Here is a 25,366-nt window from a genome sequence, read left to right on the forward strand (position 1 = left end):
GGCGGGTGAATCCCACGCGAATTCAGCAGTTTGGCGCGTGGAGCGCCGGGCGCGGGGCTCTTTTTCGACGGCTCGCAACGGTTGCGTGATGGAGGGCGCCGGATGGCCCCGGTGAGGACAGTCTGTGTCTATTGTGGCTCCGGCTTCGGCGGAGACCCGGCGTTTCGCGAGGCCGCCGAGACCCTCGGCACGGCGATCGCGCAGGCCGGGATGGGCCTCGTCTATGGCGGCGGCGATGTCGGCTTGATGGGCACGGTGGCCCGCGCCGCGCTGGCGGCCGGCGGCCACGTCACCGGCATCATTCCGGATTTCCTCCAGGCGCGCGAGCACATGCTCGACGCCGTGCAGGAGACCGTGGTTGTGCCCGACATGCACACCCGCAAGCGCCTGATGTTCGAGCGCTCGGACGCCTTCGTGACCCTGCCGGGAGGCATCGGCACCCTGGAGGAACTGGTCGAGCAGCTCACCTGGGCCCAGCTCGGGCGGCACCGGAAGCCGGTGGTGCTGGTCTCGGTGGCGGATTTCTGGGCGCCGCTGCTCGCCCTGTTCGAGCACATGCGCGGCCACGGCTTCATCCGCGCGGGGCTGGACCTCAGCTACATGGTCGCCCGGGACGCGGCGACGGTGGTGCCGCTGCTGCGCGAGGCCGGCCACGAGCCGGACCCGCAGGCCGAGGAGATCGTCAAAGAGCGGATGTGAGGCCGGGCCCGGACGCTTGGCCGCGGTGGCGATCCGGACGGTCGTAGTATGAGGCCGGCGCCGCCGCGCCGGGCGGCCGCAGATGGAATCCGAGCATGCGCGTCTTGATCCTGGCGGCCGTGACGCTCGCCAGCCTCCTCGGCGTGGCCTCCGCGCAAGAGCCGCCCGTCCTCCAGACCCTGGATTACGCCAACACCCGCTATTCCGAGCTGGCCCAGATCGATGCCGGCAACGTCTCGCGCCTCAAGGTCGCCTGGACTTTCTCCACCGGCGTGCTGCGCGGCCACGAGGGGGCGCCGATCGTCGTCGGCAGTCGGATGTTCGTTCACACCCCGTTCCCGAACCTAGTCTACGCCCTCGACCTCGACCACGACGGCAAGATCCTGTGGCGCTACGCCCCGCGCCAGGATGCGAGCGTGATCGCGGTGATGTGCTGCGACACGGTCTCCCGCGGCCTCGCCTACGCGGAGGGGCGGCTGTTCCTGCAGCTCGCCGACACCACGGTGGTCGCCCTGGATCCCGAGACCGGCCGGGTCCTGTGGTCCGTGAAGAACGGCGATCCGGCCCGGGGCGAGACCAACACCGCCACGGTCCTGCCGGTGCACGGAAAGCTGATCGTCGGTATCGCCGGGGGCGAGTACGGCGCCCGCTGCCACGTCACCGCCTACGATCAGGCGAGCGGCAAGCGCCTCTGGCGCGCCTACGCCACGGGGCCGGATGCCGACATGCTGGTCGACCCGGAGAAAACCACCGAGCTCGGGCACCCGATCGGCCGGGATTCCTCGCTCAAGAGCTGGGATGGCGACCAGTGGCGGATCGGCGGCGGTTGCAGCTGGGGCTGGTTCTCCTACGATCCGGCGCTGAACCTCGTCTATTACGGCACCGGCAACCCCGCGACCTGGAACCCGGCCCAGCGCCCGGGCGACAACCGCTGGACGATGGCGATCATCGCCCGCGATCCCGACACCGGGCTAGCGCGCTGGGTCTACCAGATGACCCCCCACGACCAGTGGGATTATGACGGGGTCAACGAGATGATCCTGACCGAGCAGGTGATCGACGGGCGCCCGCGCCGGGTGCTGACCCATTTCGACCGCAACGGCTTCGGCTACACAATCGACCGCGCCACGGGCGATCTGTTGGTGGCAGAAAAATTCGATCCCAGCGTCAACTGGGCGCGCCGGATCGACCTGGACCGCGCCTCCCCGACCTATGGCCGCCCCGTCGTCGACCCGCGCTTCGCCCCGGGCGAGGCCGACGAGGAGGAGGTCACCAAGAACATCTGCCCCGGGGCGCTCGGCGCCAAGAACCAGCAGCCCGCCGCCTATTCGCCGGTGACGCGTCTGTTCTACGTGCCGACCAACCACATGTGCATGGACTACGAGGCGTTCCGGGTGAGCTACACGCCGGGCCAGCCCTATGTCGGCGCGACGTTGACCCTGCATCCGCCCGAGGGCTCCGACCGGACCGGCGCGTTCATCGCCTGGGACGGAGCGAAGGGAAACATCGCCTGGACGATCCCGGAGGCGTTCTCGGTCTGGTCCGGGGCGCTGGCGACCGCCGGCAACGTCGTCTTCTACGGCACGCTCGAAGGGTATCTGAAGGCGGTCGATGCCCGGGACGGGCACGAGCTCTACCGGTTCAAGACCCCGTCCGGCATCGTCGGCAACGTCACCACCTACCAGCATGGCGGCCGGCAATACGTGGCGGTGCTCTCCGGGATCGGCGGCTGGGCCGGCATCGGGCTCGCGGCCGGCCTGACCGATCCCGCCGACGGCTCGGGCGCGGTCGGCGGCTACGCGGCCCTGTCGCAGTACACGGCGCCGGGCGGGCAGCTCACGGTGTTCGCGCTGCCGGAGTGAGGCGTGTCCGGCTCCGGATCGGAGTGCCCCGGCGATTCGTCCGTGTCGCCGGAGCGCGGCCTCTGCCGGTTGCGCGATGCGCCCCGAGACGCTTTTCGGCATGTCCGGCCGTTCCGATGCTGGCTGCCGGAGGCGCCGTGCGTCCGGCCGGGATTTGCAGTTCAGAGGAAGCCGGATATCCGCGAGCCCTGTTGTCGGGGAAGGGCATGCGGATCGCAATCTGTTCCCGATGAGATAAATTGAAGCTTAGGTGCAAAAATAAGCTGGCATATCAATGTGTTGCTGGCGAGATACATTGTGCGGCAAGCCGAATGGATGACTGGATTATGATGATGCGCCGGTCCTGAGCTTCGCTAGATCTTCCGCCGCCGGCCGGATGGGTCGGATTGCAGGGGCGGGTCATGAAACTGGGGCATGGGGTCTCGATCGCGGCGTTGATGGTCGCGGCGTTCGGTTCGGGGGCTCAGGCGCAGACCGCCAACACGACGCCCGCCAACGCCAACGTGTTGAACCTGCTGGCGCCGTTCCTCTCCCTGAACGGCACCGCCATCGGCCAGCAGACGCTGCAGCTCAACCTGGCGCAGACGATCGCGCTGAACCAGAACGCCTCACCCGCCCGGCAGCAGCTTGCGGTCAGCGACAGGACGGAGCCGGCCTCGGCCGGCATCACGGCGGTTCTGGCGGACGGCACGATCATCCGGATCGGCCTCGCCGGCAGCTTCGCGGGCGGCCTGCCGCTCCAGGCGATCCCGGACGGGAGCCGGGTGCAGCCGTATCAGCCGGTGGGCGGCCTCGGTCCGGTCCTCGGGCCGATTTACCAGACCGGTATCCGGGCGAGCACGGCTTCGACCGGGCCACTCGCAGCGACCTTCAGCCTGCTCAGCAACGCCCTCGCCCTCAATATCGGCGGCTCGAGCGCGGGGAAGCATTATTTCGCGAACGGTGCCGTCATCAACCCGACCGTGACCCCGGCCAACTACGTGCCGGTGCTGGCGGTGGGGCCGGCGGGCTACGCGCTGCCCACCGCCAACGGCCTGCCCAATACCACCAACAGCGTCTACGATCTGGCCTACGGGGTGAACAACAGGCAGCCCGGCCAGGACGTCTACGGCTCCTCCCGGCCGATCCAGGTGGTGCCGAACCGGCTGACCGCCTATGACGGGACGCAGCCGAAAGACCTTGCGACCAGCCCGTCCTTCCCGAGCGGCCACACCACGGTCGCCTATACCAGCAGCTACCTGCTGGCGATGCTGGTGCCGCAGCAATACCAGAGCATGCTGCTGCGCGCCTCCGAGTACGGCGAGAGCCGCATCGTGCTCGGCGTCCACTACCCGCTCGACGTGATCGCGTCGCGGGCGTTCACCGCCTACAACCTCGCCCAGGCCTTCACCAACCCGGCCTACATCAACAACGCCGCCGTGACCGGTACGGCGATCAACCTGCCGGGCGAATTCGTCCGGGCTCAGACCGAGCTTCAGGCCTACCTCGCCGCCCAGTGCGGCAACACCGTCGCGGCCTGCGCCGGCAGCGCCGCCAACACCACCGGTAACCCCTACGTCCCGTCCGCCGCCAACCAGGCCGCCTACCAGGCACGACTGACCTACGGCCTGCCGACCCTGTCCTTCGCCCAGGCGCCCCGCGAGGCCGCCCCCGCCGGCGGGCCCGACGCCTCGATCCTGCTCGCGCCGCTCTACGGCGGATCAACTACGGCCGCCCGCACACTCGCACCGAACGGCGGCCTCTACGGCCAGCTCTCGACCGACACGATCAACCAGATCGTGGTCAACACCGAGACCAACGCCCTCGCCGCCTTCTACGGCAGCCCGCTGAGCTACTGGAGCCGGATCGACCTGTATTCCGCCGCCGGATATTTCGGCAACGTCACCGGCACCCTGCGGATGGATACCAGCGACCGCCTCGGCATCGATGTCGGCATCGGCGACGGCGGCGCGCTCTACGCCAACGGCACCATCGTCGGCACCGTCTCGGTCAAGGCCGGCGGCCTGCTCGGCGGCTCGGGTTCCGTCGGCGGGATCGCGGCGCTCTCGGGCGGCACGGTCTCGCCGGGCAACTCCATCGGCACGCTGAACGTCGCCGGCGCGGTCGCCTTCGCGCCGGGCTCGGTCTACCGGGTCGAGGCCAACGCCGCCGGGCAGGCCGACCGGATCGCCGCCGGCGCCGGCACGACGCTCGCCGGCGGCACCGTGCAGGTGCTGGCGGCCTCGGGCGCCTACAGCCCGCGCACCACCTACACGATCCTGAATGCGGCCGGCGGCGTCTCCGGCCGGTTCGACGGGGTGACCGCCAACCTCGCCTTCCTGTCGCCGGGGCTGCGGTATCTGCCCAACGAAGTCGACCTGACGCTCACTCGCAACGACGTGCCGCTCGCCGCCAGCGCCACTGGGCGCAACGGCATCGCCGGCGCCAACGCCCTCCAGGCCGCCGGTGCCGGCCGTGCCTACGACGCCGCCCTGGCCTTCACCACGCGCGAGGCCGCCGACGGCTTCCGGGCGCTCGCCGGCGACATCCATGCCGGCACGGTCTCGGCGGCCTACGAGACCGCGTTCTTCGTGCGCGAGGCGGTGCTCGACCGGCTGCGCTGGGGCGGCACGGCCGCGGGCCTCGACGGCACCCGCGTGCCGGCGGCCTACGCGGCCGACCTGCCCGGCCGGGCGCCGGTGGTGGCGAGCGTGCCGGTCCAGACCCTGGACCCGCAGGTGTTCGGGCTCGCGGAGAGCCCTTTGGAAACCCGACACCTCCCGCGCGCAATCAGGATTGCTCTAGACCGTCACCTGCGTCCCCACCTCGACCACGCGCCCCGTGGGGATCTGGAAGAAGTCCGTCGCGTCGTTGGCGTTCTTGGCCAGCGTGATGAAGATGCGGTCCTGCCAGAGCGGCATGCCCGAATGGGTCGCCGGGCGGATCGAGCGGCGGGACAGGAAGAACGACGTCGCCATGATGTCGAACTTGAAGCCCTGGCGGCGCAGCAGCACCAGGGTCTTGGGGATGTTCGGCGTCTCCATGTAGCCGAACTTCATCACCACCCGGAAGAAGTGCGGCCCCACCGGGTCGATCCGGACCTTGTCGGCCTCGTTCGAGCGCGGGGTGTCCACCGTCTCGACGGTGAGGATCACGTTCTTCTCGTGCAGCACCTTGTTGTGCTTGAGATTGTGCAGGAGCGCGGCCGGGGCGATCTCGGGGTCGCTGGTCAGGAACACCGCGGTGCCGCGCACGTGGTGGGGCGGGCTCTTCTCCAGCATGCCGACCAGCTCGACCAGGGGCACGTCGGTCTTGCGGGTCTTGTTGAACAGGATCGTGACCCCGCGCACCCAGGTCCACATCAGGATGACGAGGCCGCCGGCCAGGATCAGGGGCACGTAGCCGCCCTCGACCACCTTGATCAGGTTGGAGAGCAGGAACAGGAACTCCAGCACGATGAAGGGCAGCATCACCACGGCGGCGGCCACCGGCGACCAGCCCCACATCCGCCAGATCACCAGGAAGGTCATCGAGGCGGTGAGCAGCATCGTGCCGGTCACCGCGATGCCGTAGGCCGAGGCCAGCGACGACGAGGTCTTGAACAGCACCGCCAGCAGGACGACGCCGATCATCAGCAGCCCGTTGATCTGCGGCAGGTAGATCTGGCCGGCATGCGATTCGGAGGTGTGGCGGATCTCGAGGCGCGGCAGCAGGCCGAGCTGGATCGCCTGCCGGGACAACGAGAAGGCGCCGGTGATCACCGCCTGGCTCGCCACCACGGTAGCCAGGGTCGCCAGCACCACCATCGGCAGCAGGCCCCAGGCCGGGACCAGCTGGAAGAACGGGTCGGCGGTGTCGGGCTTCTCCAGCACCAGGGCGGCCTGGCCGAGATAGTTCAGGGCGAGCGCCGGGAAGACCAGGCAGACCCAGGCGACCTGGATCGGCTTGCGCCCGAAATGCCCGAGATCGGCGAACAGGGCCTCGGCGCCGGTCACCGCCAGGAACACGGCTCCGAGCGCCACCAGCGCGCCGGTGCCGTGGCCGAGCAGATAATGCACCGCGTACCAGGGGTTGGCGGCGCGAAACACCTCCGGGTGCAGGCCGATATGCGGCAGGGCGGCGAGCGCCATCGCCAGGAACCACACGATGGTCATCGGGCCGAAGAAGGCCGCGACCTTGGCGGTGCCGCGGTTCTGCACCAGGAACAGGACGACGATGATCGTCACCGTGATCGGCAGCACGTAATCGTCCAGCGCCGGGGTGACGAGCTTCAGCCCCTCCACGGCCGAGAGCACCGAGATCGCCGGGGTGATCACCGCGTCGCCGTAGAACAGCGAGGCGCCGAGCAGCCCGAGCATGAAGACGATGCGTGAGCCGCCGAGCGCCTTCCGGGCCAGCGCCATCAGCGAGAGGATGCCGCCCTCGCCGTTGTTGTCCATGCGCAGCAGGATCGCGACGTACTTGACCGTCACGATCAGGAACAGCGCCCAGAGGATCAGCGAGACGGTGCCGATCACCTCCTCGGGCAGCAGGATGCCGTCGGTGCGGGCCGGGACCAGCGCCTCGCGGAAGGCGTAGAGCGGGCTGGTGCCGATATCGCCGTAGACGACGCCGACCGAGCCGACCAGCAGGGTCCAGAAGCCAGCATGGCCGTGCCGGGTCTCGGCCTTCTCGGGGGTATCGAGGGCGCCGGCGGGCGCCGCCCCGTTCTCGGGCCCCGGGGCGCCGGTCTCGCCGCCCGCCGGGGCGGGAGAGGGCGCGCCGTCGGTGGCCGCGGGCACGGGTTGGGCTGCTACGCCGGGTGCGAAGGTCTGGCTCATGCGGAGTGTCGGAGGCTCGGGCGTGGCCGGCGTTTCGCGGATCGGCTCAGGGCCTGGTGAGGCCGGGCAGGAGGACGCGAAAACTCCGCCGAACCACGCGGGCCGGCCACCAGGCCGACCACTCACGGGATCGTGCGGCCTTGCTATCACGGCCTCGGGCGGCCGGGAACCGGGTGCACCGCGAAGATCGGGGTTTGGGTGGGAGGGGGCGACCGGCTCAGTCGCAGTTTCGGATTTGGCAGGCGTTCGGCAGAAGCGGAAGGAAGTATCCTTCTTCCTTGGTCTAAGGAGACTCCCACCCTTCGATCACCCACCTTGTCATCCCGGGCCCGCCTGCGGCGCCCTGGGATGACGGGGTGATTTATTCTGCGGCCGTTCTTTGGTGTGATCGCCCAGCCGCCCGGCGCGACCTGTGTCCGGCTATTCCGCCGCAGTGCGCGTGCCGCCGCCCTGCTGGCCGAATCGGCGCTCGATGTAGTCGATCACGACGTTCTCGAAATCCTTGGCGAGCGTCGCGCCGCGCAGGGTCATGGCCTTCTTGCCGTCGATGAAGACGGGCGCGGTCGGGGTCTCGCCGGTGCCGGGCAGCGAGATGCCGATATCGGCATGCTTCGATTCGCCCGGGCCGTTGACGATGCAGCCCATCACGGCGACGTTCAGGCCCTCGACGCCCGGATAGGTCTTCTTCCATTCCGGCATCGAGGTGACGATCCAGTTCTGGATGTCCCGGGCCAGCTCCTGGAAGGTGGTCGAGGTGGTGCGCCCGCAGCCGGGGCAGGCCGCGACCATCGGCACGAAGGTGCGGAAGCCCATGGTCTGCAGCAGTTCCTGGCTCGCCTTGACCTCGACGCTCCGGTCGCCGCCGGGCTCGGGGGTGAGCGAGTAGCGGATCGTGTCGCCGATCCCCTCCTGAAGGAGCACGCCGATCGCCGCCGAGGCCGCCACCAGGCCCTTGGAGCCCATGCCCGCCTCGGTGAGGCCGAGATGGATCGCGTAGTCCGAGCGGCGGGCCACCTCGCGGTAGACCGCGATCAGGTCCTGCACCGCCGAGACCTTGGCCGAGAGGATGATCTTGTTCTGCGGCAGGCCCAGCGCCACGGCGCGGTCGGCCGAGCCGATCGCCGAGCGGACCATCGCCTCGCGCATCACCGCGCGGGCATCGATCGGCCGCGGCAGCTTGGCGTTCTCATCCATCAGGTGGGTGAGCAGCTCGCCGTCGAGCGAGCCCCAGTTGGCGCCGATCCGCACGGTCTTGTTGTACTTGATCGCCTGCTCGATGATCGAGGAGAACTGGGTGTCCTTCTTCTCCTTGAACCCGACATTGCCCGGGTTGATCCGGTACTTCGCCAGGGCCTCGGCGCAGGCCGGATGGTCGGCCAGAAGCTTGTGGCCGATGTAATGGAAGTCGCCGACCAGCGGCACGTGGACGCCGATCCGGTCGAGGCGCTCACGGATCTTCGGAACCGCGGCGGCAGCCTCGTCCCGGTCGACGGTGATGCGGACCAGCTCCGAGCCGACCCGGGCGAGCTGGGCGACCTGGGCCACCGTAGCGTCGATATCGGCGGTGTCGGTGTTGGTCATCGACTGCACGACGATCGGGGCGCCGCCGCCGACCGTGACCGCGCCTTCGCCCTCGCCGACCGTGACGCCCACGGTGCGGTGGCGCGGTGCGGGGCCGGCGATCTCCGGACCACCGCTGGTCAGCAGGGACTCGGGGGCGGGATTCTCGGAGCGGATGGCTTCCATGACTTCCATCGTGGACCTTCGCGTGCGCGCGCTTCGCTTGAGCGCCGGAGCCCAGTTTTGGGCCGGCCGGTCGTTTCGCGGCGCGCGCCTCGCCGGAGCTTCGGGGCTGCGGCCCGCCCGCGTGGTTAGCTGCGGACGACGCCGCGCAGCGTCAAGCCGACGCCACGCATGACAGCATCGCGGCTGTCATGTCGTATCCGGATGCAGATGTCGAGTTTGCCGGGCCCGCGACACCGGTTTTCGTCCGCCTCTGTTGCCGAATCGCGTCCCTCGCGCGGTGTTTCGAAGCAGCCGCCAGCCCGACGCATGGTTGATGTTGCAGTGCACCATCCCATTTAGGGGATCCTGATTTTGGAGACCGACATGAGCGAGCACCCCCACGGCGGTGAACCGCACAATCCGGTGACCGCGGTTCCCGAGGTCCCGGTTTCGGACGGGATCGAGCCCTCTCCCGTGCATCCGCCCCACCAGATCCTTGCGGGTCCTCGGGCCGAGAAGCCGGTGGCGCTCGCGCTGCAGGGCGGCGGCGCGCATGGCGCCTTCACCTGGGGCGTGCTCGACGCGCTGATCGAGGACGGGCGCCTCGCCTTCGAGGCGGTGACGGGGGCGAGCGCCGGGGCGATGAACGGCGTCGTGATGGTGGACGGCTGGCTCAAGGGCGGCCCGGACGGCGCCCGGGAGGGGCTGGAGCGGTTCTGGCGCGAGGTCAGCCTCGACGGCGATCTCGGGCCGGCGCAGCGCAACTTCGTCAGCGGGCTGTTCAGCTTGTGGAAGGGCAACCCGGTGGCCGAGTTCTGGTCCAAGCTGCTCTCGCCGAGCCCCTACGTGTCGAACCCGCTCAACATCAACCCGCTGCGCAGGGCGCTGGCCGAGCAGATCGATTTCGACCGCCTGCGCGAGGCCGAGACCGCGGGCCTGTTCGTCTCGGCCACCAATGTCTGGACCGGCAAGCTCGCGGTGTTCGAGCGCGAGCGCCTGACCGTCGACCACCTGATGGCCTCGGCCTGCCTGCCGACGGTGTTCCAGGCGGTGGAGATCGACGGCGTGCCCTATTGGGACGGCGGCTATCTCGGCAATCCGCCGCTCTATCCGCTGCACCGGGCCGCCCAGACCCGCGACATCGTGCTGGTCCAGATCAACCCGGTCGAGCGCCGCGAGACCCCGCGCACGGAAAGCGAGATCCGCGACCGGCTCAACGAGATCACCTTCAACGCCAACCTGATGCGGGAATTGCGGGCGATCGACTTCATCGACGGCCTGATCGAGGACGGCACCCTCGGCCAGGGCGGCTACCAGCGCGTCCTCGTGCACCGGATCGACGGCACCGACGCGCTGGAGGATTACAACGCCGCCTCCAAGCTCGACGCGCGCTGGACGGTATTCAAGCGCCTGCGCGACAAGGGCCGCGCCGCCGCGCAAGCCTGGCTCGCCGAGACCTACGGGACGATCGGCCAGGCCTGTACACTCAACCTGCGGGATGCGTATCAGTAAAACGTCGCATGTCTGGCGCGAAGATCGCAGTCCGGCAAGTCGCGATGCGATTGATATTGCGCCAAGTTTCAGATTATATTAGTTTTAGTTATAAGTTTAGAACGTTTATTTGTGGCTCAGGAGCGTGTCTAAAGTAGAAAACCCCAGGCGTAAAATATCTTTCACGCGGCTCCGGTAGCTCGGCCCTTTCACCGAAAACCCGATCGGGCGCGGTGATTCTGATTCCTGGGAGGGCTGGCCATGAGATTTCGTCTGATCGACCTCAAGACCGGCGTGAAGATCGCGCTCATCATGGCGCTGATGCTGGCGATCACCGCCGGCGTCACGGCGATCTCGCTCCGCAATGTCGGGCTGATCGAGGACGCCGAAGAGTGGACGGTCCATACCCACGAGGTGCTGGCCGAAGTCAGCCGGATGACCAGCGCCATGGTCGACCGGGAGACCGCCCTCCGCGGCTACCTGATCTCCGCCGATCCGCGCTTCCTCGAACCCGAAGAGGCCGGGCGGAAGACCTTCGCGGCGTCCTGGGACGCGGCGCGGACCCTCACGGCCGGCAATCCCACGACGCAGGCCATGCTCGTGGACCTGAAGGCCCTCGCCGAGCGCTGGAGCACGGAGGTCGCGGATCGCGAGCGCGCCTTGATGAAGGAGCCCGCCACCCAGGAGGAGGCGCGCCGGCTCGAAAGCTCGGGCGCCGGCAAGGCGACGATGGACGGCCTGCGCGCCAAGGCGGCCGAGATCACGCGATTCGAACAGGGCCTCCTGAAGGAGCGGAGTGCCGCCTCGGCCGCCGCCATCGCGTCGTCGCGCATGGCGAACCTGATCGGCCTCGGCCTGATCGTGCTCACCGCTTTGGTCGGGTCGCTGGCCCTGCACAAGGGCATCGGCAAGCCGATCCACCGGATGACCGAGGCCATGACCCGGCTCGCCGCTAACGACCTCGCCGTCGAGATTCCCGGAATCGGGCGCCGGGACGAGATCGGCGCCATGGCGGGCGCCGTGCAGGTGTTCCGGGACGGGCTCGCCCGGGCAAAGGCCCTCGAGGAGGAGGCGGCCCGGACCCAGGCCGGGCTGGAGGCGCAGCGCAAGACCGCGATGCGCGAGATGGCCGCCTCCTTCGAGGGCGCCGTCGGCGGCATCATCCGCGCCGTCACCACGGCGGCGGTGAACCTGAAATCCACCGCCGAGAGCATGAGCGCCGCGGCGGCCGAGACCGCCGCCCAGTCGACAACCGTGGCGTCGGCGGCCGAGCAGGCGGCCTCGAACGTCAACACCGTGGCCGCAGCCGCCGAGGAGCTCGGCGTCTCGGTCAACGAGATCGGCCGCCAGGTCCAGGCCTCGGCCGACCTCGCCGACGCCGCCGTGACCGAGGCCGGCAAGTCCGCGGAGCTGGTGCGCAACCTGCGCGACGGTGCCGTGAAGATCGGCGCCGTGGTCGACCTGATCAGCGGCATCGCCGGCCAGACCAACCTGCTGGCCTTGAACGCCACCATCAAGGCCGCCCGGGCCGGCGAGGCGGGGCGGGGCTTCGCGGTGGTCGCCACGGAGGTGAAGGAGCTGGCCGGCCAGACCGCCAAGGCCACCGACGAGATCGCCCGGCAGATCAGCGAGATCCAGTCCTGGACCGGGGAGACCGTGGACGCGATCGGCGTCATCGTCGGTCGCATCACCGAGATGAGCGGGCTCTCCACCGGGATCGCCGCGGCGATCGAACAGCAGGGCTCGGCCACCCAGGAGATCGTCCGGAACGTCGGGCAGGCGGCGACTGGGGCCGGCGAGGTGACGGCCAACATCGCCGGGGTCGCCAGCGCCGCCGAGGGCGCCGGGGCCGCCGCCGCGCAGGTGCTCGGCTCGGCCTCCGAACTCTCGGCCCAGGCCGAGCGGCTCGATGTCGAGGTCCATCGCTTCCTCGATACGGTGCGGGCCGCGTAAGCGAAGCGCGGGGCTGCGCGCCCCGGCCCCCGCCAAAGGGCCGCAGGCCCTTTGGGATCCCGGTGTTGAGATCTCCGCGTCGGGCGCCCTAAATTCTTTCCGGGCGTGAGCGCCCGTCACCGCGAGGCTGCCGCCATGACGATGTTGCGCCGCGAGGCCCTGATCCTGCTCGGTGCCGGGCTCGGTGCCGGAATTGCTGGCGCGGCCCGGGCCGCCTCCGGGCGGGCCACCGATTTCGCCTTCGAGCATCCGGAGGGCGGCGCGATGCCGCTCTCGGCCTATGCCGGGCGGCCGATCCTGGTGGTCAACACCGCCACCGCCTGCGGCTATGCCGGCCAGCTCACCGGGCTCCAGGCCCTGTGGACCCGCTTCGGCGACCGGGGGCTCGTGGTGATCGGTGTGCCGTCGCCGGATTTCGGCAACCAGGAGCCCCTCGACGGCCCCGCCATCGCCGAGGCCGCCCGGAAGAATCACGGCGTGACCTTCCCGCTGACCGCCAAGACCCGGGTGAAGATGCCGGGCGCCCACCCGTTCTACCAATGGGCGGCGGCGGAGCGGCCGGGCGAGACCCCGCGCTGGAACTTCCACAAATACCTGATCGCCCGGGACGGCTCGCTCGCCGCCGCCTTCGCCACGCAGGTGGAGCCCACCGATCCCCGGATGGTCTCGGGCATCGCCGCCACCCTCGACTAGGCCTGACCGCTTCGGGAATCCGGGCGCCGGGATTAAACGCCCGGCCTGCCGCGTTCACATCCCATGGCATCAGACAAGCACAAGCATCCGGATATCGTCGACCTGCTGGTGCCCCTGAGGCGCTACGCCCGCTCGCTCACCCGCGACGCCCTGCGGGCGGACGATCTGGTGCACGACACCCTGGTGCGCGCCCTCGAGATGCAGGGCTCCCTGCGCCCCAACACCAACCTGCGCACCTGGATGATGACGGTGCTGCACAACGCCTTCATCGACGAGCAGCGCCGCCGCCAGGTCGAGGCGCGTCACGCCGACGCGCTGGTGCGGATGAGCGAGGACATGGCGCCCCCCGCCCAGGAGGGCCGGGTGCGCCTCGCCCAGATCCGGCAGGCCTTCCTGACCCTGCCGGAGGAGCAGCGCGCCGCCCTCCACCTCGTGACCCTTGAGGGCATGGCCTATGCCGACGCCGCCGCGGTGCTCGGCATCCCGATCGGCACGCTGATGTCCCGCCTCGGCCGCGGCCGGGCGGCGCTCCGGGCCTTCGAGGAAGGCAATCGCGGCCAGGCCGAGCCCGAGGCGAGCCGGCCGGACCCGCGGCGCGGCACCTTCACCGGCCTGCGCCTCGTCGCCTCCGACGAGGGCCGGGACCGACCGCCGATGAAACGCGCCGCGGGCGATGCCTGAAGCATCCACCCCGCACGAGACCGGCACCCCATGGCGACCGGCGCAAAGATAACGATGACGACCGGCGGATCCGCCCCGGCGGCACGCTGGAATCGAGGACTTCACCGATGATGGATCCGATCACAGACGACGATCTCATCGCCTTCGTCGACGGGCAGATCGACCCGATGCGCCGCCTCGACGTCGAGGCGCACCTGGCCGCCCATCCCGGGGCCGCCGCTCAGGTGATGGCCGACCTGCACGATCGCGACGCCCTCCGGGCCGCCTTCGGGCGCCTCCCCGGCCCGGGACCGGACCGCACCATCGTCCTGGCGCGCCGCTTCGACCGCAATCAGCGCTGGCGCCGGGTCGCCTCGCGGCTCAAGCGCGCCGCCGCCATCGCGGTGCTGGTCGGCGCGGGCTGGCTCGCCCATGACGAGATCGGCCGGTTCGGCGTACCCGACACGCTCGCCGCGACCCCCGATCCGGCCCTGATCGCCGATGCCCGCCAGGCCCGGGCCGTGGCGCAGTTGCGCAAGAGCATCGCCAACCAGGGCGACCACCCGGCCTACGACCGGGCCCGCCTCCAGTCGGTCACCGGCATCGACCTGCCGCCGCTCCCGGCCGGCTGGCAGGTGCGCGACATCCAGATCTTCCCCGGCCGCCACGGCACCGGCATCGAGATCGCCTTCGAAGCCGGCCCCCTCGGCGAGGCCTCCCTGTTCGCCACGCGCGGCCTGCGCGGCGGCCCGGCGGCGCTCACCGGCTCGGACGACGGCACCCTCCTGTCCTGGAATGCCGGCGACACCGCCTACGCGCTGAGCGGCCCGCAGGACGACGCGGTCCTGCGCCAGGCTGCCGGGATGCTCGGGGCGGGTGCGGCGACGCGCTGAGGCGCCGACCTGCCCCTCGACAGGGCGCCCCGGCGGGTGCCAAAGATCGGCCATGCAGGCCGCCGATTCCGCGCAGACGTATGACGGGCTGACGGCCCTGTTCGAGGCCGCGCGGGCGGTGCGCGAACGGGCGCATGCGCCCTATTCCCGGTTCCGGGTCGGGGCGGCGTTGCGCGACGAGCACGGCGCGATCCATGCCGGCTGCAACGTCGAGAACGCGGCCTATCCGGTCGGCACCTGCGCCGAGGCTGGGGCGATCGCCGCGATGATCGCGGGCGGCGGCCGGCGCATCACCGAGATCCTGGTCTGCGGCGACGGCGCGGGGCTGGTGACACCCTGCGGGGCCTGCCGCCAGCGCATCCGCGAATTCGCGGGGCCGGACACGCCGATCCACGCCGCCGGGCCGGACCGCGTCGCAAAAACCTTCACCCTGGCGGAGCTGCTGCCGGAATCGTTCGGGCCGGAGACGCTGGGTGACTGAGGCCGCCGCCCTCGACACGCTCCGGGCCGCGGGCTTCGGCGGCGGCTATGCCTGCGCCATCGTCACCGGCACCGGGCTCGGCGGGATCGCGGCCGAGCTCGAAGGTGCAACCGCGCTGGACTACTCAAAGATTCCGGGTTTCCCCGGCGCCGGCGTCAGCGGCCATGGCGGCCGGCTGCATCGCGGGCGCCTCGACGGGCGGCCGGTGCTAGTGTTCGAGGGCCGGGCGCATGCCTATGAGCGGGGCGACGCGGCGGCGATGCGGGTGCCGCTCGCCTGCGCGGCTGGCCTCGGCGCCCGGCGCCTGCTGCTCACCAACGCCTCCGGGTCCCTGCGGCCGGAGGTGGGTCCGGGCAGCCTCGTCCTGCTCGAAGACCACATCAACCTGTCGGGGATGAACCCGCTGATCGGCGAGGCGAGCGACGCCCGCTTCGTGCCGATGACCGAGGCCTACGATCCGGATCTGTGCGGGCGACTCCGGGCAGCCGCGGAGGCCTGCGGAGTGACGCTCGGCCAGGGCGTCTACGCCTGGTTTTCCGGCCCGAGCTTCGAGACCCCCGCCGAAGTGCGGATGGCCGGGATCCTCGGGGCCGACCTCGTCGGCATGTCCACCGTGCCCGAGGTGATTCTGGCCCGCTTCCTCGGCCTGCCGGTGGCGGCCGTGTCTGTGGTGACCAACCTCGCCGCCGGGATCGCCGGGGGCGCCCCCCATCACGCCGAGACCAAGGCGGTTGCGGCCCGGGCCGCGGCGGATCTCGGCCGCCTGGTCCGGGCCTTCGTGGCCGGCCTGCCCGTCGAGGAGAGCCCCCATGGATGAACCCGATGCCGGTGCGGTCGCCCGCCGGGCGCTGCCGCTCCTCGACCTCACCGACCTCAGCGAGACCTGCACCGAGCCGAAAATCGACGCGCTCTGCCGGGACGCCCGCAGCGGCGGCGTCGCGGCGATCTGCGTCTGGCCGCGTTTCGTGACGCAGGGTGCACGGGTGCTCAAGGGCAGCGGCATCCGGGTCGCTACGGTGATCAACTTCCCGGCCGGGGGCGAGGATTGCGCCCGGGCGCTCGACGACACGACGGAGGCCCTGCGCGACGGCGCCGACGAGATCGACCTCGTCCTGCCCTACCGCGCCTTCCTGCGCGGCGATTCCGACACCGCGCGCGACATGGTCGAGGCGGTGCGCGACACGAGCGGGTCGGCGGTGCTCAAGGTCATCCTGGAAACCGGCGAACTCGCCGGGCCCGACGCGATTCGGCGCGCGAGCCGGCTGGCGCTGGAGGCGGGGGCCGACTTCCTCAAGACCTCCACGGGCAAGAGCCCGGTCTCGGCGACCCCGGAGGCCGCCGAGGTGATGCTGGCCGAGATCCGGGCGAGCGGGCGCTCCGCCGGCCTCAAGGTCTCGGGTGGCCTGCGCAGCGTCGCCGACGTTGGCGCCTATTTGGCGCTCGCCGACCGGATCATGGGGCCGGACTGGGTTGGCCCGAAGACCTTCCGGCTCGGGGCGAGCAGCCTGTTCGGCGCCCTGATGCAGGCGCGGGAGTCGTGAGGATGCGCCTGCCGCAGGAAACTATCCGGGCCAAGCGGGACGGCCAGGCCCTCGATCCGGAAGAAATCGCCGCCTTCGTCCGCGGCCTCACCGACGGCGCGGTCGGCGAGGGGCAGGCGGCGGCCTTCGCCATGGCGGTGTTCTTCCGCGGCCTGGCGCTGCCCGAGCGGGTGGCGCTGACCCGGGCCATGGCGGAATCCGGAACGGTGCTCGCTTGGGACCTGCCGGGGCCGGTGCTCGACAAGCACTCCACCGGCGGCATCGGCGACACGGTGAGCCTGCCCCTCGCCCCAATGGTGGCGGCCTGCGGCGGCTACGTGCCGATGATCTCCGGCCGCGGCCTCGGCCATACCGGCGGCACGCTCGACAAGCTCGCCAGCATCCCGGGCTATGACGCCACGCCGGGGCTCGACACCTTCCGCCGGGTGGTCGGGCAGGTCGGCTGCGCGATCATCGGCCAGACCGCCGAGCTGGCCCCGGCCGACCGGCGGCTCTACGCGATCCGCGACGTCACCGGCACGGTCGAATCCCTCGACCTGATCACCGCCTCGATCCTGTCGAAGAAGCTGGCCGCCGGGCTCCAGGGGCTGGTGATGGACGTCAAGCAGGGCTCCGGCGCCTTCATGGCCGGGCTCGACGCGGCGCGGGCGCTGGCCGAGAGCATCGTCACGGTGGCCGAGGGCGCCGGCCTGCGCACCATCGCGCTGATCACCGACATGGACGCACCGCTCGCCAGTGCCGCCGGCAACGCTGTCGAAGTGGCCTACGCGATCGATTACCTGACCGGCGCGCGCCGGGAGCCGCGCTTCCACGCGGTGACCCTGGCCCTCGGCGCCGAGATGCTGGTCGCCGGCGGCCTCGCGCTGGACCGGGACGCGGCGGCCGAGCGCCTGGAAGCGGCCCTCGCCTCCGGCCGGGCGGCCGAGGTTTTTTGTGACATGGTCGCGGCGCTTGGCGGACCTGGCGATCTTTTGGAACAGCCGTCCCGACACTTGCCCGCGGCGCCGGTGCGGCGGCCGGTCCGGCAGGACGGCACGGTGGCGGGCATCGACACGCGGGCCATCGGGCTGGCGGTGATCGGGCTCGGCGGCGGCCGGACCCGGCCGGAGGACGCGATCGACCCGCGGGTCGGCTTCACCGACCTCGCGGGTCCCGGGGATGCGTCCGGCCAGCTCGGGATCGTCCACGCGGCCGACGAGGCCGCCGCCGACCGGGCGGAGGCGGCCCTGCGCGCGGCCTACCGGATGGGCGAAGCGCCCCCCGGCCGGCCGGCGATCATTGAGCGGGTGGGCGCTCGATAGGATCCGGCCTTACCAGCGGCCGTAGCCGTGACGGTGGCCCCAGCCGCCGTGATGGTGGTGGCCGAAACCGCGATGATGACCCCAGCCGCCATGGTGGCCGCGTCCCCAGCCATGGTGATGGTGGTGATGGCCCCGGAAGCCCGGGCCGAAGCCGTGGCGGGGCCCGAACCCGTGATGACGGTGGCCGTATCCGTAGCCGTACTGGACATCGACGATGTCGGCCGCGCCCTGGTGCAGACCGGTATCGAGGCCGAGCGGCGCGGCCATCGCGGGCGCCCCGAGGGTGATCCCCCCGAGCGCCAGGGCGGCGGCGGCCAGGCGTAGGCGTGCGGTCTTGGTGAACATGGGCGTCCTCCTGTGCCTCGCCGATCGCGCTGCCGCGACCGGCTGTGCCCCAGGTGTGACGCCTCTAAGTTGACGCGGACGTGAGTTCGGCACTCAGGCGTTGTTCAGAGTGCGGCGCTTTCCGAGGGCGAACGCACATCGACAGTCTGATGCATCTCAGCTGCTTACGCCGCCAAGCTGTTGTCTCGGGGCAGCCGTGACCTGCTTGTCCTCAAGGGTTTGGGAGTGCCGCCACCATCTCGATCTCGACCCGCGCTCCCAATGGTAACGCCGCAACGCCGATCGTCGTGCGCGCCGGATAGGGCTCGGCGAAGTGCTCGGCGTAGATCCGGTTCATGGCGGCGAAGTCGTCCATGTCGGTCAGGAACACGTTGCACTTCACAACGTCCCCGAAACCGAGCCCAGCCGCCGCAAGCACGGCACCGAGGTTGCGGAAGCATTGGTGTACCTGCGTCTCGATCCCGCCTTCGACCAAGCGACCCGTCGCGCCGTCGATCGGCGTCTGGCCGGACAGGTAGACCGTCCCGTTAGTCCGAATCGCGTGCGAGTAGGGGCCGACAGCTGCCGCGCCTGGTGCCATCACGGGATTTCTGCTCACCCTTATGCCCTCTCGACGAGACCGTGAGTCGGTCACGGGCAGTATGCCGTCAGGCTGGGCGAGGCAGAAGCCTACGGCCGCCGGTACACCCACACCCGCGCGGGCGGCAGGTTCAGCCAGACGCGGTTCGAGCGGTCGGCGGTGTAGCTGCGGGACTCGCAGCGGGCGGGGATCGGCGGCACCACCGCGTAGGTGAACTGCACGAAGGGCGCGCCCGGCTGCATCAGGTCGTGGGCGGCGTTGAGCAGGTCGAGGCGCTGCTCCAGCGGCTTGGTGAACAGTGGCAGGCTCGAGATCGTCGCGGCGGCGGGCTGGGTCAGCGCCGTCTTGAGGGTCGCGCGCATGTCGTAGGCATCGCCCCGGATCACCGTGACCCCGGGGAAGCGGCGAGTCAGCAGGCGGCAGAAGTCGGGATTGAACTCCACCAGGATCAGGCGCGACGGCGCGATGCCCCGTCGGATCAGAGCCTCCGTCACCGGGCCGGTGCCGGGGCCGAGCTCGACCACCGGGCCCTCGCGGCGCGGATCGACGTAGGACGCCATGGTCCGGGCCAGCATCTTGCCCGACGGCGTCACAGCGCCGGTGACGAGCGGGCGCTCGAACCAGGATCGGAGGAACCGGGCCTCGTCCTCCAGGGGGTCGCGCCGCGGCCCAAAACTCTCACCCCTGGCGGCAGGGGCCTTCGCGCTGGGACGGCGGAGCGGCGGCAAGTCCTGGATTCCTCGAAGCCGATGGGAATGGAAGGCTAAGGCGACGCGCCGTCTTACAGTCAAGCCGGTCCGGCGCCTAGGGTAAGCATGCCACGCTCGCCGGATGCATAACGGGCGTGCACGAGTTCGGATCCGGCCGGCCTCACGGCCGGACGGCGCTCCCGAAAAAGTCCCGCACCTTGGCGAAGAACCCCGCTGATTCCGGGTGGTTCTCCGGCGAGGCCGACTGGTCGAATTCCTGGAGCAACTCGCGCTGGCGCTTGGTCAGGTTCTGGGGCGTCTCGACGAAGACCTGGATGTAGAGGTCGCCGACCTCCCGGGAGCGGAGCACCGGCATGCCCTTGCCCTTGATCCGGAACTGCTTGGCGGTCTGCGTCCCGGCCGGGATCCGGACCTGGGTCTGCGAGCCGTCGATCACCGGCACGGTGATCTCGCCCGAGAGCGCAGCGGTGACCATCGAGATCGGCACCCGGCAGAACAGGTCGGCGCCGTCGCGCTGGAAGAACTCGTGCTGCTTGATCGACAGGAAGACGTAGAGGTCGCCGGGCGGGCCGCCGCGCAGCCCGCTCTCGCCCTCGCCGGCGAGCCGGATGCGCAGGCCGTCGTCGACGCCCGCCGGCACGTTGATCGAGAGCGTACGCTCGCGGTTGACCCGGCCGGCCCCCTGGCAGGTGGTGCAGGGATCGTCGACGATCTCGCCGCGGCCGTGGCAGTTCGGGCAGGTGCGCTCGATGGCGAAGAAGCCCTGCGCGGCCCGCACCCGGCCGTAGCCCGCGCAGGTCGGGCAGGTGCGCGGCTTCGAGCCGGGCTTGGCGCCGGAGCCGTCGCAGGCCTCGCAGGTCACCGAGGTCGGGATCCGGATGGTCTCGGCCTTGCCGATAAAGGCTTCTTCGAGGGTGATTTCGAGGTTGTAGCGCAGGTCGGAGCCACGCTCGCGTCCCGGGGCGCCACCGCCGCGTCCGCGCTGGGCGCCGCCGCGGCCGTCGCCGAAGAAATTGTCGAAGATGTCCGACATGAAGTCGCCGAACTCGTTGCCGAATCCGGGGCCGCCGCCGCCCTGGCTGAAGGCGGCATGGCCGAACTTGTCGTAGGCCGCCCGCTTCTGGCCGTCCGAGAGGCACTGATAGGCCTCGTTCAGCTCCTTGAACTTGATCTCGGCTTCCTTGTCGCCGGGATTGCGGTCGGGATGATAGGTCATCGCGAGCTTGCGGAATGCGACCTTCAGCTCGCCTTCCGTGGCGGTCTTGGCGACCCCCAGGATCTCGTAATAGTCCCGCTTCGACATCCCACCCAGTCTCCGGACAATCAGAAGGCGCTGTGATCCCTGGAGCTGCCTGCCGGGGCCGCCGGGGCGGTCCATTCAGGGCAGATCTCGATCAGGGTGAGCGGGCCGATGCCTCGTCGCGATCGTGACGATCTAGCATGAGCCGGCCCGTCCGAGGCCGAACTCGGACGATATCCGGTCTCTGCGGCACCTGCGCAACAGCGCATCTCAAGCAGAGGCGGGGCCGGATCGCTCCGGCCCCGCGCGTTTGCTGTCGAACCCGCGCCTCAGGCGCGCTTCTTCTGGTCTTTCTCGTCGACCTCCTGGAAGTCGGCGTCGATGACGTCGTCCTTCTTCTCGGAGGCGCCCGCCTCGGCCCCGGCCTCGGGGCCGGCACCCTGGTTGGCGCTGTACATCGCCTCGCCGAGCTTCATGGAAGCCTGCATCAGGTCCGTGGTGCGGGCCTTGATGGTCTCGGCATCCTCGCCCTCGAGCGCGGTCTTGAGCGCGGTCATCGCGGTCTCGATCGCGGCCTTGTCGGCCGCCGGGACCTTGTCGCCGTACTCGTTCACCGACCTCTCGGTGGCGTGGATCAGGCTCTCGCCCTGGTTCTTCACCTCGACCAGCTCGCGGCGCTTCTTGTCCGCCTCGGCATTGGCCTCGGCGTCCTTCACCATCCGGTCGATATCGGCGTCCGAGAGGCCGCCCGAGGCCTGGATGCGGATCTGGTGCTCCTTGTTCGTCGCCTTATCCTTGGCCGTCACGTTGACGATGCCGTTGGCGTCGATGTCGAAGGTCACCTCGATCTGCGGCATGCCGCGGGGCGCCGGCGGGATGCCGACGAGGTCGAACTGGCCGAGCAGCTTGTTGTCGGCCGCCATCTCGCGCTCGCCCTGGAAGACCCGGATCGTGACGGCGTTCTGATTGTCTTCGGCCGTCGAGAAGGTCTGGGACTTCTTGGTCGGGATCGTGGTGTTGCGGTCGATGAGCCGGGTGAACACGCCGCCGAGCGTCTCGATGCCGAGCGACAGCGGGGTCACGTCGAGGAGCAGCACGTCCTTGACGTCGCCCTGAAGCACGCCCGCCTGCACGGCAGCGCCGATGGCGACGACCTCATCGGGGTTGACGCCCTTATGCGGCTCCTTGCCGAAGAAGGACTTCACCACCTCCTGGATCTTGGGCATGCGGATCATGCCGCCGACCAGCACCACCTCGTCGATCTCGGAGGCCGACACGCCGGCATCCTTGAGCGCCTTGCGGCAGGGCTCGATCGTGCGCTGCACCAGATCGTCCACCAGCGACTCGAATTTCGCCCGGCTGAGCTTCAGCGCGAGGTGCTTCGGGCCGGTCTGGTCGGCGGTGATGTAGGGCAGGTTGATCTCGGTCTGGGTGGCCGAGGACAGCTCGATCTTCGCCTTCTCGGCGGCCTCCTTGAGGCGCTGGAGGGCGAGCTTGTCCTTGGTCAGGTCGATGCCCTGCTCCTTCTTGAACTCGGCCGTCAGGTACTCGACGATCCGGTTGTCGAAGTCCTCGCCGCCCAGGAAGGTGTCGCCGTTGGTCGACTTCACCTCGAACACGCCGTCGCCGATCTCGAGGATCGAGACGTCGAAGGTGCCGCCGCCGAGGTCGTAGACCGCGATGGTGCCGGCCTTCTTCTTGTCGAGGCCGTAGGCGAGCGCGGCCGCAGTCGGCTCGTTGATGATGCGCAGCACCTCGAGGCCCGCGATCTTGCCGGCATCCTTGGTCGCCTGACGCTGGGCGTCGTTGAAGTAGGCCGGGACCGTGATGACCGCCTGCGTGACCGGCTGGCCGAGATGCGACTCCGCGGTCTCCTTCATCTTCTGCAGCGTGAAGGCGGAGATCTGCGAAGGCGAGTATTTCTTGCCGTCGGCCTCCACCCAGGCATCGCCGTTGTCGCCGCGGACGATCTTGTAGGGGACGAGACCCTTGTCCTTCTGGGTCATCGGGTCGTCGTAGGTGCGACCCACGAGACGCTTGATGGCGAAGAACGTGCGCTCGGGGTTCGTCACCGCCTGGCGCTTGGCCGGCTGGCCGACGAGCCGCTCGCCGTCATCCGTGAAGGCGACGATCGACGGCGTGGTGCGGGCGCCTTCCGAATTCTCGATGACCCGGGGCTGCGTGCCTTCCATGACGGCCACGCAGGAATTCGTGGTGCCCAGATCGATACCGATAACTTTACCCATGGTGGGATCCCTCTTTTCGTCGCGTTCAAGCAGACCGCCGAGCCCCGAAGCAGCTCGGCCCATGGCGGATTGAGTGTGATGTGAGTATGGGACCCGGGCCGGATCAAGGGCCGTGAACGGCTGAAATCCAGCGCATAATCCCGCGTCGAGGGCGATATAAGAACCCCCGGACGGGCTCGCAAGGCAAAGCCGGCCCGTTGGCCCCAGCCAGCGCCGTTTTTGCCAAGGCGTTGTTTTGCCTGAAAAATCCCGTTGCAAAGCCGCGTTTGGCCGGATGGCGTCGATGCATTTTGTTGCTCCGCTGCCACGTCCAGGCCATCGATGGCGTGTTAACACTTCGACAAGGGGTTGAGCGTGGCCCCGCCACCTCGTCTTCCCCGTCAGAGCCCGATGCCACGGACCCGCAGCCTCCTGCTTCCCCTTCTGGCCGCCGCCATCGCGGCTCCCGCGCTGCTCGCCGCCCCGCCGGCGCAGGCCCAGAACTTCTTCGAGCGCCTGTTCGGCATCAAGCCCGAGCGGCCGCCGGTGCCGCCGCGCGGCGTGCCCGAGGCGCCCCCCGCCGCCCCGGCCGCCCCCAGTGAGCCGGGCGCCCCCACGGCCCCCGAGGCGCCCCGGCCCGCGCCGGCTCCGGCCCGGCCGGTGGTGCTGAAGGTCCCCTCCGAGGACGGGGTGATCGGGCAGGAGCTTCTGCTCAACGGCCTCGCCGGTACCCTGAAGCTGGAGCGGTCCGGCACCGCTGTCACGGCGCGGATCAAGCTGCCGGGCACCAAGATCTCGCAGCCGGCGGAATCCTGCACGGTGCCGCTCGCGAACGGCAACCCCATCACCCTGTCCTCCGAGGGCAAGCCCGAGGGTGCGCCGCGCTTCGAGGCGGCGGGGGCCGAGTGCCCGCTGCGCTTCGACGTGGTCGAGGGCGGCGTGCTGGTCTCGTCGTTGGGCCAGGGGCCGGTCTGCACCTTCTCGAACGCCGATTGCGCCACGACCCCCTCGGGTCTCTGGGGGCCGGCCGGCGCCACGCTGATCCCCCGGGCCGGCGAGTTCGACACCGCCCGGGGCGTCGCCGACAAGGCGGTGCGCGACAATTACAAGCTCATGACCCAGCGTGCCCGGCGGGAGGATGTCCGGCCGGTGGTGAGCGAGCAGGCGGCCTTCTCGGCCGACCGGGAGCAGCTCTGCCGCGGCTACGCCCGCGAGGGCACCCACGGCTTCTGCCACCTGCGGGTCACCGAGAACCGGGCCTTGTCCCTCGCCACGCGGCTCGGCGCCAACACCGCCGTGCCGACCGCTGCGGTCGCCCCGCGCCGGTCCCGGCCCAAGCCCGCAACGGAGCCCGCCGTGGACGGGATGAGCCCGGACACGGCCGGCGAGATGCCGCCGGAATAAAGGTTGGTGTTCAGGCCCGCCCGGCACTCATCGACAGCATGGCCGGGTCGATGCCGTTGGTCCGCAGGGCCAGCTCGTACTTGGCGTCGAGGTCGGTGTCGAAGATCAGCGCCGGGTCGGCCGGGCAGTTGAGCCAGCCATTGGCCATGATCTCGCTCTCGAGCTGCCCGGCCTGCCAGCCGGCATAGCCCAGGGCCAGCACGGCGCTCGCCGGTCCCTCGCCGCTGGCGATGGCGCGCAGGATCTCGACGGTGGCGGTCAGGCAGATGCCGTCGTCGATGATCAGCGTCGATTGCTGGATGTGGAAATCGTCGGTGTGCAGCACGAAGCCGCGCCGGCCCTCCACGGGGCCGCCCATCAGAACCGGCATGTGCCCGACGCGCTCGCGCAGCCGGATCGCATCCGCCTCCGGGCAGACGTCGAGCTGGACCAGCAGGTCCGGCATGCTGATGTCGGTCGCCGCCTTGTTGACGATGATGCCCATCGCGCCGTCCGCGGAATGAGCGCAGACATAGATCACCGAGCGCGCGAAGCGCTCGTCGGCCATCCCGGGCATCGCCACGAGGAACTGGCCGTCGAGGAAGCTCGAGCCGGTGAGCGTGGTCTGCGTGGGCGACGCTGGGTTCGTCATGCGCGTATGCTACGCGGCCCCCTGGCCTTGTCCAGCGGACAAAGCGCGCGGCCCACCGCCGGCGCCAACCCCGAAAAGCGCTGTCGAATCTGCGGGCGGATCGCTATATTTCTCTGCCCTCGGGCATTGGCCT

The 25,366-nt window shown here is 70.2% G+C and carries 21 protein-coding genes and 1 pseudogene; 13 read left to right on the plus strand and 9 right to left on the minus strand.

Annotation, left to right across the window (positions count from 1 at the left end; all coding sequences use genetic code 11):
- Positions 1-102: 102 nt before the first annotated feature.
- Together BM228_RS03070 and BM228_RS03075 are read left to right on the plus strand one after the other, a co-directional pair.
- On the plus strand, positions 103-699 hold the full coding sequence (locus tag BM228_RS03070; protein WP_092037084.1) for an LOG family protein: 597 nt from the start codon (positions 103-105) through the stop codon (positions 697-699).
- Positions 700-794: 95 nt separating this feature from the next.
- Positions 795-2,561 carry a methanol/ethanol family PQQ-dependent dehydrogenase gene (locus BM228_RS03075; RefSeq protein ID WP_092037086.1) on the plus strand — a complete coding sequence of 589 codons (1,767 nt, stop codon included), beginning with the start codon at positions 795-797 and terminating at the stop codon, positions 2,559-2,561.
- Between the two features lie 463 nt (positions 2,562-3,024).
- Here BM228_RS03075 and BM228_RS35235 read toward each other — a convergent pair whose 3' ends face one another.
- Complete coding sequence (locus tag BM228_RS35235) at positions 3,025-3,252, minus strand: hypothetical protein (RefSeq protein ID WP_244536995.1); 228 nt, start codon at positions 3,250-3,252, stop codon at positions 3,025-3,027.
- A 442-nt stretch (positions 3,253-3,694) separates the two neighbouring features.
- Here BM228_RS35235 and BM228_RS35240 point away from each other — a divergent pair.
- A pseudogene (locus BM228_RS35240) lies at positions 3,695-5,101 on the plus strand (phosphatase PAP2 family protein); the annotation flags it as partial.
- Positions 5,102-5,341: 240 nt separating this feature from the next.
- Here the strand turns inward: BM228_RS35240 and BM228_RS03085 are convergent.
- Entirely contained in the window at positions 5,342-7,360 is a 2,019-nt protein-coding gene (locus BM228_RS03085; RefSeq protein WP_092037088.1) for a potassium transporter Kup, read from the minus strand.
- A gap of 420 nt (positions 7,361-7,780) precedes the next feature.
- Positions 7,781-9,115 (minus strand): flavodoxin-dependent (E)-4-hydroxy-3-methylbut-2-enyl-diphosphate synthase, encoded by a 1,335-nt coding sequence (ispG, locus tag BM228_RS03090; RefSeq protein ID WP_092037089.1) that lies wholly within the window; start codon positions 9,113-9,115, stop codon positions 7,781-7,783.
- 354 nt (positions 9,116-9,469) lie between these two features.
- Here ispG and BM228_RS03095 point away from each other — a divergent pair, with 354 nt between their 5' ends.
- From BM228_RS03095 to deoA, 9 genes are all read left to right on the plus strand, one after another.
- A complete protein-coding gene (locus BM228_RS03095) occupies positions 9,470-10,597 on the plus strand; it encodes a patatin-like phospholipase family protein (protein WP_092037357.1) in 1,128 nt (375 codons plus the stop codon).
- 240 nt (positions 10,598-10,837) lie between these two features.
- Positions 10,838-12,529: a methyl-accepting chemotaxis protein gene (locus BM228_RS03100; protein WP_092037091.1), complete on the plus strand. Its 1,692-nt coding sequence runs from the start codon at positions 10,838-10,840 to the stop codon at positions 12,527-12,529.
- Positions 12,530-12,664: 135 nt separating this feature from the next.
- A complete protein-coding gene (locus tag BM228_RS03105) occupies positions 12,665-13,222 on the plus strand; it encodes a glutathione peroxidase (RefSeq protein ID WP_092037093.1) in 558 nt (185 codons plus the stop codon).
- A gap of 63 nt (positions 13,223-13,285) precedes the next feature.
- Positions 13,286-13,903: a sigma-70 family RNA polymerase sigma factor gene (locus BM228_RS03110; RefSeq protein ID WP_092037095.1), complete on the plus strand. Its 618-nt coding sequence runs from the start codon at positions 13,286-13,288 to the stop codon at positions 13,901-13,903.
- Between the two features lie 107 nt (positions 13,904-14,010).
- The gene (locus BM228_RS03115; RefSeq protein WP_092037097.1) at positions 14,011-14,775 is read left to right on the plus strand and encodes an anti-sigma factor family protein; all 765 of its coding nucleotides are present in this window, start codon (positions 14,011-14,013) and stop codon (positions 14,773-14,775) included.
- Between the two features lie 52 nt (positions 14,776-14,827).
- The gene (locus BM228_RS03120; protein ID WP_092037099.1) at positions 14,828-15,256 is read left to right on the plus strand and encodes a cytidine deaminase; all 429 of its coding nucleotides are present in this window, start codon (positions 14,828-14,830) and stop codon (positions 15,254-15,256) included.
- On the plus strand, positions 15,249-16,073 hold the full coding sequence (locus BM228_RS03125) for a purine-nucleoside phosphorylase (protein WP_092037101.1): 825 nt from the start codon (positions 15,249-15,251) through the stop codon (positions 16,071-16,073). Before BM228_RS03120 ends, BM228_RS03125 begins: the two co-directional genes overlap by 8 nt.
- Positions 16,066-16,797: a deoxyribose-phosphate aldolase gene (deoC, locus tag BM228_RS03130; protein ID WP_092037103.1), complete on the plus strand. Its 732-nt coding sequence runs from the start codon at positions 16,066-16,068 to the stop codon at positions 16,795-16,797. The genes BM228_RS03125 and deoC overlap by 8 nt, the downstream gene beginning before the upstream one ends.
- Positions 16,798-16,799: 2 nt before the next feature.
- The gene (gene deoA / locus BM228_RS03135) at positions 16,800-18,098 is read left to right on the plus strand and encodes a thymidine phosphorylase (protein WP_092037105.1); all 1,299 of its coding nucleotides are present in this window, start codon (positions 16,800-16,802) and stop codon (positions 18,096-18,098) included.
- A 9-nt stretch (positions 18,099-18,107) separates the two neighbouring features.
- Here deoA and BM228_RS03140 read toward each other — a convergent pair whose 3' ends face one another.
- From BM228_RS03140 to dnaK, 5 genes are all read right to left on the minus strand, one after another.
- Entirely contained in the window at positions 18,108-18,443 is a 336-nt protein-coding gene (locus tag BM228_RS03140) for a hypothetical protein (RefSeq protein WP_092037107.1), read from the minus strand.
- A 211-nt stretch (positions 18,444-18,654) separates the two neighbouring features.
- Positions 18,655-19,041, minus strand: coding sequence for a RidA family protein (locus BM228_RS03145; protein WP_208611971.1), 387 nt, complete (start codon positions 19,039-19,041; stop codon positions 18,655-18,657).
- A 71-nt stretch (positions 19,042-19,112) separates the two neighbouring features.
- Positions 19,113-19,751: a class I SAM-dependent methyltransferase gene (locus BM228_RS03150; RefSeq protein ID WP_092037111.1), complete on the minus strand. Its 639-nt coding sequence runs from the start codon at positions 19,749-19,751 to the stop codon at positions 19,113-19,115.
- 142 nt (positions 19,752-19,893) lie between these two features.
- The gene (dnaJ, locus tag BM228_RS03155) at positions 19,894-21,036 is read right to left on the minus strand and encodes a molecular chaperone DnaJ (protein ID WP_092037113.1); all 1,143 of its coding nucleotides are present in this window, start codon (positions 21,034-21,036) and stop codon (positions 19,894-19,896) included.
- Positions 21,037-21,302: 266 nt separating this feature from the next.
- Positions 21,303-23,219 (minus strand): molecular chaperone DnaK, encoded by a 1,917-nt coding sequence (gene dnaK / locus BM228_RS03160; RefSeq protein ID WP_092037115.1) that lies wholly within the window; start codon positions 23,217-23,219, stop codon positions 21,303-21,305.
- Positions 23,220-23,609: 390 nt separating this feature from the next.
- Here dnaK and BM228_RS03165 point away from each other — a divergent pair, with 390 nt between their 5' ends.
- On the plus strand, positions 23,610-24,602 hold the full coding sequence (locus BM228_RS03165) for a hypothetical protein (protein WP_092037117.1): 993 nt from the start codon (positions 23,610-23,612) through the stop codon (positions 24,600-24,602).
- Positions 24,603-24,612: 10 nt separating this feature from the next.
- Here BM228_RS03165 and BM228_RS03170 read toward each other — a convergent pair whose 3' ends face one another.
- Positions 24,613-25,233, minus strand: coding sequence for a YqgE/AlgH family protein (locus BM228_RS03170; RefSeq protein ID WP_092037119.1), 621 nt, complete (start codon positions 25,231-25,233; stop codon positions 24,613-24,615).
- Positions 25,234-25,366 lie beyond the last annotated feature (133 nt).

Origin of the sequence: Methylobacterium pseudosasicola (assembly GCF_900114535.1) — a bacterium.
Lineage (GTDB): Bacteria > Pseudomonadota > Alphaproteobacteria > Rhizobiales > Beijerinckiaceae > Methylobacterium > Methylobacterium pseudosasicola.

Coding starts and splice junctions, on each gene's coding strand:
- BM228_RS03070 (WP_092037084.1), top strand. CDS start 103: ATGGCCCCGGTGAGGACAGTCTGTGTCTATTGTGGCTCCGGCTTCGGC.
- BM228_RS03075 (WP_092037086.1), top strand. CDS start 795: ATGCGCGTCTTGATCCTGGCGGCCGTGACGCTCGCCAGCCTCCTCGGC.
- BM228_RS03085 (WP_092037088.1), bottom strand. CDS start 7,360: ATGAGCCAGACCTTCGCACCCGGCGTAGCAGCCCAACCCGTGCCCGCG.
- ispG (WP_092037089.1), bottom strand. CDS start 9,115: ATGGAAGTCATGGAAGCCATCCGCTCCGAGAATCCCGCCCCCGAGTCC.
- BM228_RS03095 (WP_092037357.1), top strand. CDS start 9,470: ATGAGCGAGCACCCCCACGGCGGTGAACCGCACAATCCGGTGACCGCG.
- BM228_RS03100 (WP_092037091.1), top strand. CDS start 10,838: ATGAGATTTCGTCTGATCGACCTCAAGACCGGCGTGAAGATCGCGCTC.
- BM228_RS03105 (WP_092037093.1), top strand. CDS start 12,665: ATGACGATGTTGCGCCGCGAGGCCCTGATCCTGCTCGGTGCCGGGCTC.
- BM228_RS03110 (WP_092037095.1), top strand. CDS start 13,286: ATGGCATCAGACAAGCACAAGCATCCGGATATCGTCGACCTGCTGGTG.
- BM228_RS03115 (WP_092037097.1), top strand. CDS start 14,011: ATGATGGATCCGATCACAGACGACGATCTCATCGCCTTCGTCGACGGG.
- BM228_RS03120 (WP_092037099.1), top strand. CDS start 14,828: ATGCAGGCCGCCGATTCCGCGCAGACGTATGACGGGCTGACGGCCCTG.
- deoC (WP_092037103.1), top strand. CDS start 16,066: ATGGATGAACCCGATGCCGGTGCGGTCGCCCGCCGGGCGCTGCCGCTC.
- deoA (WP_092037105.1), top strand. CDS start 16,800: ATGCGCCTGCCGCAGGAAACTATCCGGGCCAAGCGGGACGGCCAGGCC.
- BM228_RS03140 (WP_092037107.1), bottom strand. CDS start 18,443: ATGTTCACCAAGACCGCACGCCTACGCCTGGCCGCCGCCGCCCTGGCG.
- dnaJ (WP_092037113.1), bottom strand. CDS start 21,036: ATGTCGAAGCGGGACTATTACGAGATCCTGGGGGTCGCCAAGACCGCC.
- dnaK (WP_092037115.1), bottom strand. CDS start 23,219: ATGGGTAAAGTTATCGGTATCGATCTGGGCACCACGAATTCCTGCGTG.
- BM228_RS03165 (WP_092037117.1), top strand. CDS start 23,610: ATGCCACGGACCCGCAGCCTCCTGCTTCCCCTTCTGGCCGCCGCCATC.
- BM228_RS03170 (WP_092037119.1), bottom strand. CDS start 25,233: ATGACGAACCCAGCGTCGCCCACGCAGACCACGCTCACCGGCTCGAGC.